The sequence below is a fragment of the Streptomyces oceani genome, assembly GCF_001751245.1.
GTDB lineage: Bacteria > Actinomycetota > Actinomycetes > Streptomycetales > Streptomycetaceae > Streptomyces > Streptomyces oceani.
Map to the genome: position 1 here is coordinate 1 of NZ_LJGU01000093.1, position 11,141 is coordinate 11,141.

Below are 11,141 nucleotides of genomic sequence, written 5' to 3' on the forward strand. Positions count from 1 at the left end.
CANCGCGGTGGGTGCCAACGTCGTGCTGCGCGACCCGACCGGACGTTCCGGACCCTGGCTGCCGATGCGGGAGCTGGCACCCGGCACGGACCACTGGGGTGCGGACGTCACGCCCGACACCGAGGGCCGCTGGACGTACACCGTGGAGGCCTGGGCGGACCCGGTGGCCACCTGGCGCCAGCACGCGCGGATCAAGGTGCCGGCGGAGGTGGACACCGAACTCACCCTCTACGAGGGCGCGCTGCTGCACGAGCGGGCCGCCGCCGGGGTGCCGAAGAGCGGGGGCCGCGCCGCCGTGCTCGCCGCCGCCGAGGCGCTGCGCGACACCGCGACCCCGCCTGCCGAACGACTCGAAGCCGCTCTGGCCCCGGAGGTGACCGGGGTGCTGGAGCGGTTTCCGCTGCGGGAGCTGGTGACCGCCTCCCTCGCGTTGACGCTGCAGGTGGAGCGTCCGCGGGCGTTGTTCGGTTCCTGGTACGAGCTCTTCCCGCGCTCCGAGGGCGCGGTGCTGCCCGCGGATCAGCCGCCGGTCTCCGGGACGATGCGGACGGCGGCCGAGCGGCTGCCGGCCGTCGCCGCCATGGGCTTCGACGTGGTGTATCTGCCGCCGGTGCATCCCATCGGCGAATCGTTCCGCAAGGGTCCGAACAACGCGCTGACGGCCGGCCCGTACGACGTCGGCTCACCGTGGGCGATCGGCTCCGCGCTGGGCGGGCACGACGCTCTGCATCCGGACCTGGGCACCTTCGAGGACTTCGACCACTTCGTGTCCCGCGCCGCCGAGTTGGGCATGGAGGTGGCGCTGGACTTCGCGCTGCAGTGCTCCCCGGACCATCCCTGGGTCAAGCAGCATCCCGAGTGGTTTCGCTCCCGTGCGGACGGCACGATCGCGTACGCAGAGAATCCGCCCAAGAAGTACCAGGACATCTATCCGGTCGCCTTCGACGAGGACTTCCGCGGCATCGTCCGGGAGACCCTGCGGGTGCTGCGCTTCTGGATGGACCGGGGTGTGCGGATCTTCCGGGTGGACAACCCGCACACCAAGCCGGTGGTGTTCTGGGAGAAGGTGCTCGGGGACATCAACCGCACGGACCCGGACGTGATCTTCCTGGCCGAGGCGTTCACCCGGCCGGCCATGCTGCACACCCTGGCGAAGATCGGCTTCCAGCAGTCCTACACCTACTTCACCTGGCGCACGACGAAACCGGAACTCACCGAGTTCGCCACCGGGCTGGCCGGCCCGGCGGCCGCGTACCTGAGACCGAACCTCTTCGTCAACACACCGGACATCCTGCACGACTACCTGCAGAAGGGAGGGCGCCCGGCCTTCGCGGTCCGCGCCGTGCTCGCGGCGACGCTGTCCCCGAGTTGGGGCGTGTACGCCGGCTTCGAACTCGGCGAGGCGGAAGCGGTCCACGAGGGCAGCGAGGAGTACCTGAACTCGGAGAAGTACCAGCTACGGCCCCGGGACTGGGCGGCGGCGGAACACTCCGACCGCGGCCTGATCCCCCTGATCACCACGCTCAACCGGCTACGCCGGGAGCGTCCGGCGCTGCGACAACTGCGCGACGTGTGCTTCCACCACACGGACAACCCGCACGTCATGGCGTACTCCAAGCGGTGCGCCAAGGACCCCTCCGAGGTCGTGCTGGTGGTGGTCAACCTCGACCCCCGGCACGCCCACGAGGCCACGGTGTCGCTGGACCCCGCGGCCCTCGGCCTGACCGCCGCGCAGGAGGCCGGCAGCGAGCCCGTACCGGTGTGCGACGAACTCACCGGCGAGTCCTATCACTGGGGCACCGAGAACTACGTACGCCTGGACCCGGGCCGCTCGCCCGCGCCCGCGCACGTCTTCTCGGTGCGACCGTCCCCATCGACTGGAGGGTCACCCAATCCATGATCGTGAACGAGCCCGTCCCTGACACCTTCGAGGACACCCCCGCCCAGGACCGCGACCCGGACTGGTTCAAACGCGCGGTCTTCTACGAGGTCCTCGTGCGCTCCTTCCAGGACAGCAACGGCGACGGAATCGGCGACCTGAAGGGCCTGACCTCCAGGCTCGACTATCTGCAGTGGCTCGGCGTGGACTGCCTGTGGCTACCGCCCTTCTTCAAGTCCCCTCTGCGCGACGGTGGTTACGACGTCGCGGACTACACCGCCGTGCTGCCCGACTTCGGGGACCTGGCCGACTTCGTGGAATTCGTCGACTCCGCGCACCAGCGGGGCATGCGGGTCATCATCGACATGGTCATGAACCACACCAGCGACCAGCATCCGTGGTTCCAGGAGTCCCGCACCGACCCGGACGGACCGTACGGCGACTACTACGTCTGGGCCGACGACGACAAGCGGTACCAGGACGCGCGCGTCATCTTCGTCGACACCGAGGCGTCCAACTGGACCTTCGACCCGGTGCGCAAGCAGTACTACTGGCACCGCTTCTTCTCCCACCAGCCGGACCTCAACTACGAGAACCCGGTGGTCCAGGAGGAGATGATCTCCGCCCTGCGGTTCTGGCTGGATCTGGGCATCGACGGCTTCCGGCTGGACGCGGTGCCCTACCTGTACGCCGAGGAGGGCACCAACTGCGAGAACCTGCCCGCCTCGCACGACTTCCTGAAACGGGTACGCGCCGAGGTGGACGCGCACTACCCGGACACCGTGCTGCTGGCCGAGGCCAACCAGTGGCCGGAGGACGTCGTCGACTACTTCGGGGACTACGCCAAGGACGGCGACGAGTGCCACATGGCCTTCCACTTCCCCGTGATGCCGCGCATCTTCATGGCCGTACGCCGCGAGTCCCGGCACCCGGTCTCCGAGGTGCTGGCCAAGACCCCCAGCATCCCGGCCGGCTGCCAGTGGGGCATCTTCCTGCGCAACCACGACGAGCTGACGCTCGAGATGGTGACCGACGAGGAACGCGACTACATGTACGCGGAGTACGCCAAGGACCCGCGGATGCGCGCCAACATCGGCATCCGGCGCCGGCTGGCACCCCTGCTGGACAACGACCGGAACCAGATCGAGCTGTTCACCGCGCTGCTGCTGTCCCTGCCCGGCTCGCCGATCCTCTACTACGGCGACGAGATCGGCATGGGCGACAACATCTGGCTCGGCGACCGGGACGCCGTACGCACCCCGATGCAGTGGACGCCGGACCGAAACGCCGGCTTCTCCTCCAGTGACCCGGGCCGGCTGTCCCTGCCGGCCATCATGGACCCGGTCTACGGCTACCAGGTCACTAACGTGGAGGCGGCGATGAGTTCGCCCTCCTCCCTGTTGCACTGGACCCGGCGGATGGTGGAGATCCGTAAGCAGAACCCCGCCTTCGGACTGGGCTCCTACGCCGAGCTGCCGTCCTCCAACCCGGCGGTGCTCGCCTTCCTCCGGGAGGCGCCGCTGACCGTGGAGGGCGAGGACGACCTGGTGATGTGCGTGCACAACTTCTCCCGCTTCCCGCAACCGACCGAGCTGGACCTACGGGCGTACGCGGGCCGGGAGCCGGTGGAGCTGATCGGTCAGGTGTGCTTCCCGCCCATCGGCGAGTGGCCGTACCTGCTCACCCTGGCCGGCCACGGCTTCTACTGGTTCCGGCTGCGCCGAACGTCCTGACCCACGGGAGGCTCCGCCATCGCGAGTCACCGGCGCACCGTACGGCTCGTGTGCCGGAGCCTCCTGGCCGCCCCCGCACTGACCGCCCGGCGGAACCGCGCGACAGGTGCCGCCCCGCTGGAGACAATCCTCGTGTACCGGGATATCGCGCAGAAATCCGCATGCCCGGGAAAGGACGCCATGTCGGAAAGCTCCTTGCCCCTGACGGCGCCCCAAGGCGGCCTCGGCACCTCACGTGCGCCGGGCTCCGCGCTGCTCGACTCGCTCGCCCCGCTGCTGACCGAGTGGCTGCCCGGGCAACGCTGGTTCGCCGGGAAGGGGCGTGGGCTGAGCGGATTCTCCCTGGTGTCCGCCACCGAGCTGCTGCCCTGCACCGGGTCCGCCGACTCCGCTGACGCCAACGGCTCCGGGAGCTCCGGCGGTTCCGGCAGCTTGAGCGGTCCCGCTCACGGAAGCCCCGGGCTGCTGCACCTGCTCGTACGGGCCCACCAGCCGGAGTCCGGGGCCGAGCCGTCGGCCGACGCGAGCGACCAGGCCGACGACTGCTACCAACTGCTGCTCGGCGTACGTCCCGTGCTTCCGCCGTGGCTGGCATCAGCGCTGCTCGGCCGCCCGGGCTCCGGGCCGCTGCGTGGCCGTACGGTCTACGACGCGCTGGCCGATCCACGACTGACCGGCGTGCTGCTGGAGCGGCTGCGCTCGCCGGGACGGCTCGGGCCGTTGCGCTTCGCGCGGGGGTCGACCGCAGCCATCCCGGACGGGCTGCGGCCTCGTCCGCTGAACGCCGAGCAGTCCAACTCCTCGGTGGTCTACGGCTCGCGGTACATCCTGAAGCTGTTCCGACGGGTCGGCCCCGGGCTCAACCCGGACCTGGAGCTCCCGCTCGCCCTCGCCCGTGGCGGCTGTGACCGGGTGCCGGCTCCCACCGCCTGGTTCGAGGCGCGGCCAGCCCTGGACGAATCCTCACTGACCCTGGGCGTGTTGCAACCGTACCTGCCCGGCTGCGGTGACGGCTGGGAGTTGGCGCTGCGCGCGCTCGACGGACGGCGGGACTTCACGCCGGCCGCTCGCGCCCTGGGGCGCGCCACCGCCGAGGTGCACGCCGGACTGGCCGCCAGCCTGCCCACCGCGGTGCTGCACGGCGAGCGGCTGGAGCGGCTGGCCGCCGAGATGACCGGGCGGCTGGAGGCGGCGGCACGGGCGGTGCCGGTGCTGCGTCCGTACCGCCCGGCTCTGCGGAGGGCGTTCGGCGCGGTCGCGGGGCTCGCCCGGCAGGGGCAGAGCCGTGTCGTCCAGCGGGTGCACGGCGATCTGCACCTGGGACAGGCACTGCGTCAGGCCGGCGACCGATGGAGCCTCATCGACTTCGAGGGCGAACCCGCCCGACCGCTGACCGAGCGCCGTCGGCCGCAGCCGACAGTGCGCGACGTGGCGGGGATGCTGCGCTCCTTCGACTACGCCGCCTGCCAGCAGGGCACCGACGAGCAGCACGTCCAGTCCTGGGCGAACGCCAACCGGGCGGCGTACTGCCGTGGTTACGCGGAAAGCTCCGGCACCGACCCGCGGGACGACGCCCTGCTGCTACGTGCCTTCGAGACCGACAAGGCGGTGTACGAGGTGCTCTACGAGGCACGGCACCGCCCCACCTGGTTGCCCATCCCCCTCTCCGCCGTGCGCCGTCTGGCCGCGGACGCCTGAACCAGCCCTCCCGGGAGGCCGCTCCGTGACACCCCGCCCCGACCAGCTGACCGACCTCGCCGAAACCTTCCGCCCCACGCCGGCTGGTCGCCCCTCGACCGGATCGGCCGTTCCCGACCCGTCCACAGCCGACACCGTGTCCGCAGCGACCACCTCCGACGCCACCAGCGGTGGTGTACGCCCCGCCCCGACGCTCCCTCCCGAGGACCGGGCGGGACTGCTCGCCGGCACCCACCACGATCCGCACTCCTGCCTCGGCGCCCGTGCCGTTCCCGGTGGCGTGCTGGTACGGGTGCTGCGCCCGTACGCCCGCGCCGTGACGGTCTGCGCCACCGGTCTGCGGGCCGAACTGCGCAGCGAGGGCGACGGCTTCTTCACCGGCGTCCTGCCGCAGCCCACAGTGCCGGCCTACGAACTGCTGGTGCGCTACGGCCCACGGCCCGGCCAGGACGAGTTGCGCACCGGCGATCCCTACCGCTTCCTGCCCGCGCTCGGCGCGTACGACCTGCACCTGATCAGCGAGGGACGGCACGAGGAGCTGTGGCAGGCCCTCGGCGCCCGGCCGATGACCCACGCCGGAGTGACCGGCACCCGCTTCACCGTGTGGGCGCCGAACGCCCAGGGCGTGCGGCTCGCGGGCGACTTCAACCACTGGGACGGCACCGCGTACCCGCTGCGTTCACTGGGGTCCAGCGGAATCTGGGAACTGTTCGTGCCGGGACTGGCCGCGGGCACCAGCTACAAGTTCGAGATCGTCGGGCGGGACGGCGCTCGGATGCTGCGTGCCGACCCGATGGCCCGCCGGACGGAGTGCCCGCCGGCCACCGCCTCGGTGGTGGACGAGCCGGGGCATGTCTGGCGGGACGCCGAGTGGCTGGCCAGGCGCGCCGAGCGCGGCTGGCACGAGGCTCCGCTGTCGGTGTACGAGGTGCATCTGGCCTCCTGGCGCCCCGGGCTCGGCTACCGCGAGCTGGCCGAACAACTGCCCGCGTACGTGCGTGACCTGGGCTTCACCCATGTCGAGCTGATGCCGGCGGCCGAGCACCCCTTCGGCGGCTCCTGGGGCTACCAGGTGACCGGCTTCTACGCCCCGACGGCGCGGCTGGGCTCGCCGGACGACTTCAAGGAGCTGGTCGACGCGCTGCACCGGGCCGGCATCGGGGTGCTGATGGACTGGGTGCCCGCGCACTTCCCCAAGGACGACTGGGCGCTGGCCCGCTTCGACGGTTCCCCACTGTACGAGCACGGCGATCCGGTGCGCGCGGAGCACCCGGACTGGGGCACCCTGGAGTTCGACCACGGGCGGCGCGAGGTGCGCAACTTCCTCGTCGCGAACGCGCTGTACTGGTGCGAGGAGTTCCACATCGACGGGCTGCGGGTGGACGCCGTCGCGGCCATGCTGTATCTGGACTACTCCCGCGAAGACGGGCAGTGGTGCCCCAACGAGCACGGCGGCCGGGAGAACCTCGCCGCCGTCTCCTTCCTGCAGGAGATGAACGCGACGCTCTACCGCCGCTGCCCCGGTGTCGTCACCATCGCCGAGGAGTCCACCGCCTGGAACGGCGTCACCCGAGCCACCCACCATGTCGAGGAGGGCTTCGGCGGGCTCGGCTTCGGCTTCAAGTGGAACATGGGCTGGATGCACGACTCGCTCGTCTACATGTCCAAGGAACCGGTGCACCGCAAGTACCACCACCACGAGATGACCTTCTCGATGGTCTACGCCTACTCGGAGAACTACGTGCTCCCCATCTCGCACGACGAGGTGGTCCACGGCAAGCAGGCGCTGGTGTCCAAGATGCCCGGCGACTGGTGGCAGCGGCGCGCCAACCACCGGGCGTACCTGGGCTTCATGTGGGCCCACCCGGGCAAGCAGTTGCTGTTCATGGGACAGGAGTTCGCGCAGGGCGCCGAGTGGTCCGAGCAGCAGGGCCCGGACTGGTGGCTGCTCGATCCGGGCTACTCCGCCGAGCCCGACCACCGTGGCGTACGCGACCTGGTGCGGGAGTTGAACGCGGTGTACGTGCGTACGCCGGCGCTGTGGCAGCGGGACTCCGACCCGGCTGGCTTCCGCTGGATCGAGGGCGACGCCGCCGACGACAACGTCTTCGCCTTCCTGCGCTTCGACGCGCGGGGCGAGCCGCTGGTCGCGGTGACCAACTTCTCCCCGGCGGTACGCGAGGGCTACCGGCTCGGGGTGCCACGGGAGGTGCCCGCCTGGACGGAGGAGCTGAACACGGACGCGTCCGTGTACGGCGGCAGCGGAGTGGCCAACCCGGGCCCGCTGGTGACCGAGGACGTGCCGGCGCACGGCCACCCGGTCTCCCTCGCCCCGACGCTGCCACCGCTGGCCACGCTCTGGCTGCGGCCGGAGCGGAAGCCGGAGCCGGAGCGACGGCCGTACGCCTGACCCGCCGGGGGCGGGGAGCGCACGCGCGCCCGTGGGGCCCGCCGGCAACGCCCCTGGTCAGGGCGGTACGCGGCGGGCTCCGGGGGCGTTGGCCTGCCACAAGCGGTCACGGCGTCACGGCTGCCGCGGGTCCCACCGCCTGCGCCGCAGGCCGTCACGGCCTACCGGCGGACCGAAACAGCGCTACCGGGCCCCGGCCGGGTCCTTCTCCAGATCGGGAGTGTCCTCCGGACCGTCCCGCCCCTCGGCGCCCGTGGCCTCCTCAGCGCCGCCGCCATGTCCGTCGTCCAGCATGGTCTGCTCGTCGAACGGCCGGTTGCCGGCCAGCACTTCGTTCATCTGCTCGCGGTCGATCTCCTTCGTCCAGGTGCCGACCAGCACGGTGGCCACGGCGTTGCCGGCGAAGTTGGTGAGCGCGCGGCACTCGCTCATGAACCGGTCGATACCGACGATCAGGCCGACCCCTTCCACCAGGTCCGGCCGGTGCGACTGGAGACCGCCGGCCAGGGTGGCCAGACCGGCGCCGGTGACGCCCGCCGCGCCCTTCGAGGCGATGACCATGAACACCAGCAGCGAGACCTGCTCGCTCACGGTCAACGGGTCACCCATGGCCTGGGCGACGAAAAGCGAGGCCATCGTGAGGTAGATGGCCGTGCCGTCCAGGTTGAAGGAGTAGCCGGTGGGGACGGTGATGCCGACGACGGGCTTGCTGACGCCGGCATGCTCCATCTTGGCGATCAGTCGGGGCAGCGCCGACTCGGAGGAGGAGGTCGAGAGGATCAGCAGGAACTCCCGGCCGAGGTACTTCAGCAGCCGGAAGATGTTGACGCCCGACACCAGCCGCAGGATCAGCCCGAGGGCGAGGAAGACGAACAGCGCACAGGTGATGTAGAAGCCGATCATGATGACCGCGAGGGCCTTGAGGGCGTCCGTCCCGGTCTCCCCTACGACGGCCGCGATCGCGCCGAACGCACCGACCGGCGCCACCCACATCACCATCGCGAGCACGCGGAAGACCAGCCGCTGGAGATGGCCGATACCCCGCAGCAGCGGCTCCCCGGTCGGGCCCATGGCCTGTAGCGCGAAGCCGACCAGCAGCGCCACCAGCAGCGTCTGCAGCACGTCGTCCGTGGTGAAGGCGCTGACGAGGGTGGTCGGGATGATGCCGAGCAGGAAGTCCGTGGTGCTCTCGCTGCCACCCTCCGCCTCGGCCGCGCCCGCCTCCCGCACCTCGTTGGTGATGTCGAGTCCGCTGCCGGGGTCGATGACGTTGCCGACCACCAGGCCGAGTGCCAGCGCCACGGTGGACATCGTCAGGAAGTAGCCGAGCGCCAAACCGCCGACGGCGCCGACCTTCGCGGCGTTCCGTACGGAACCCACCCCGAGCACGATGGTGCAGAAGATGACCGGCGAGATCATCATCTTGATGAGGTTGACGAAGCCTTCCCCGACGGGTTTCAGCTCCACCGCGAAACCGGGAGCGGCGAAGCCGACCAGCACCCCGACGAGTACGGCGAGGATCACCCCGATGTAGAGATAGTGCGTTTTGTCCCGCTTCTTGGTTGGCGGTGACTGGGCTGACACGAGAAGCTCCTCCGGGGTCGTACGTACTGCTGGACAATCCCCGCGACTATGCGCCTCCCCGTGCCCCCCGTCACCGTTCCGTGCATTACGTGCACCGAAATACAACGGGAACCTCACATGGGCCGCTCCCCGCCTCCGGGTGCACACTGGCCCGATGCGCTTCCCCCGTCCCCGCAGCCTGGCCGGCCAGCTGTTCGCCATGCAGGTGGTCCTGGTGACGGTGCTGGTGGCGGGCTGCGCGGCGTTCACGTACGTCAAAGACCGCGCGCAGGCGGAGGACTCGGCCCGGCACCGGGCGACGGCCACGGCACGTACGGTCGCCGCCTCCCCCTCCGTGCACGAGGCGATCCGCGGCCCCGACCCGAGCCGAAGGCTCCAGCCATACGCTGAGCAGGTACGGGAGGACACCGGAGTGACCTTCGTCACCATCATGAATCCGCGGCGAGTACGCTGGACCCACCCGAACCCGGAGCGGATCGGCGGCACCTTCGTCGGCCACACCGCCCCCGCGTTGCGAGGCCAGACCTTCTCGGAGACGTACACCGGCACCCTCGGCCCCTCGGTCCGGGTGGTCACCCCGATCCAGGACGACGGCCGGACCGTGGGGCTCGTCAGCGCGGGCATCGCGGTGGACACGATCAGCGCACAGGTACGCGAACAGGTCACCGCGCTGCTGCTGGTCGCCGGCATCGCGCTCACCCTGGGCGGCGTGGGCACCTACGTGGTCAACGCCAGACTGCGCCGGCACACGCACGGGATGAACGCCTCCGAGCTGAGCCGGATGCACGACTACCACCAGGCGACCCTGCACGCCGTGCGGGAGGGGCTGCTGATGCTGGACGGACAGCGTCGGGTGGCGTTGATCAACGACGGTGCGCAGGACCTGCTGGGCGTGCGTGGCCGGGCCGTCGTCGGGGACTCCGTGGCCGATCTGGACCTGCCCGCGCCGCTGACGGGAGCTCTGCTGGCCGCCGAGCCGCGAGTGGACGAGGTGCACCTGACGACGGAACGCGTGGTGGTCGTCAACACCTCGCCGGTGCTGGGCGGCGAACGGCACGGCACGGTGGTGACCCTCCGCGACCACACCGAACTCCAGTCGCTCGCCGGCGAGCTGGACTCCGTACGCGGCTTCGCCGAGTCCCTGCGGGCCCAGGCGCACGAGTCCGCGAACCGGCTGCACACCGTGGTGTCGCTGATCGAGCTGGGACGGCACGAGGAGGCCGTCGCCTTCGCCACCGAGGAGCTGCGGCTGGCACAGGCGCTCACCGACCAGGTGACGACGGCCGTGGCCGAGCCGGTGCTGGCGGCCCTGCTGCTGGGGAAGGCCGCGCAGGCGCACGAGCGCGGGGTCGAGCTCGTGCTGGATCCGGACAGCAGCGTGGACGACGGCGTGTTGCCGCCGGAGCTGCCGCCGGGTGATCTCGTGACGCTGCTGGGCAACCTGATCGACAACGCCGTGGACGCGGCCGCGCAGAACCCGGGCTCGGGATCGCCCCGGGTGACGGTGACCGTGCGTACCGAGGTCCCGGAGTCCACGGTGACGGCCCACACGCCGGCGGGCGGGCCAGCGGCCGGCGGGCTGCTGCTCCGGGTGGCGGACACCGGGCGCGGGGTCTCGCCGGAGCTGGCCGAGGAGGTGTTCCGGCGCGGCTGGTCCACGAAGAACACGCCGGAGCGGAAGACCTGGGGTGACCGGGACGCCGCAGGCCTCGTCCCGGCCGGCTCCGGGCTCGGCCTGGCGCTCGTACGGCAGACCGCGCACCGGCACGACGGCACGGTGACGCTGAACGACGGCGGCGCGGCGGCGGAGCACGGCGCGGAGTTCACCGTACGGCTG

The 11,141-nt window shown here is 71.0% G+C and carries 6 protein-coding genes; 5 read left to right on the forward strand and 1 reads right to left on the reverse strand.

The features are described 5' to 3' along the window. From AN216_RS01475 to glgB, 4 genes are all read left to right on the forward strand, one after another. On the forward strand, positions 1-1,900 hold a 1,900-nt coding region (locus AN216_RS01475; protein ID WP_070194729.1), incomplete at its 5' end, for an alpha-1,4-glucan--maltose-1-phosphate maltosyltransferase. Beyond that, complete coding sequence (treS, locus tag AN216_RS01480; RefSeq protein WP_070194730.1) at positions 1,897-3,612, forward strand: maltose alpha-D-glucosyltransferase; 1,716 nt, start codon at positions 1,897-1,899, stop codon at positions 3,610-3,612. The genes AN216_RS01475 and treS, both read left to right, overlap by 4 nt. A 180-nt stretch (positions 3,613-3,792) precedes the next feature. After that, on the forward strand, positions 3,793-5,310 hold the full coding sequence (locus AN216_RS28930) for a maltokinase N-terminal cap-like domain-containing protein (RefSeq protein WP_070194731.1): 1,518 nt from the start codon (positions 3,793-3,795) through the stop codon (positions 5,308-5,310). A 136-nt stretch (positions 5,311-5,446) separates the two neighbouring features. Then, positions 5,447-7,720, forward strand: coding sequence for a 1,4-alpha-glucan branching enzyme (gene glgB, locus AN216_RS01490; protein WP_244502280.1), 2,274 nt, complete (start codon positions 5,447-5,449; stop codon positions 7,718-7,720). Between the two features lie 183 nt (positions 7,721-7,903). Here glgB and AN216_RS01495 read toward each other — a convergent pair whose 3' ends face one another. Next, complete coding sequence (locus AN216_RS01495; protein ID WP_070194732.1) at positions 7,904-9,304, reverse strand: cation:dicarboxylate symporter family transporter; 1,401 nt, start codon at positions 9,302-9,304, stop codon at positions 7,904-7,906. Positions 9,305-9,458: 154 nt separating this feature from the next. On the opposite strand from AN216_RS01495, the gene AN216_RS28935 reads away from it, so the two are divergent. After that, positions 9,459-11,141 (forward strand): sensor histidine kinase (locus AN216_RS28935; RefSeq protein WP_070194733.1); only part of this gene is annotated, 1,683 nt, incomplete at its 3' end.

Bases quoted from the DNA above. Each gene is read 5' to 3' on its own strand.
- treS (WP_070194730.1), top strand. From the start codon at position 1,897: ATGATCGTGAACGAGCCCGTCCCTGACACCTTCGAGGACACCCCCGCC.
- AN216_RS28930 (WP_070194731.1), top strand. From the start codon at position 3,793: ATGTCGGAAAGCTCCTTGCCCCTGACGGCGCCCCAAGGCGGCCTCGGC.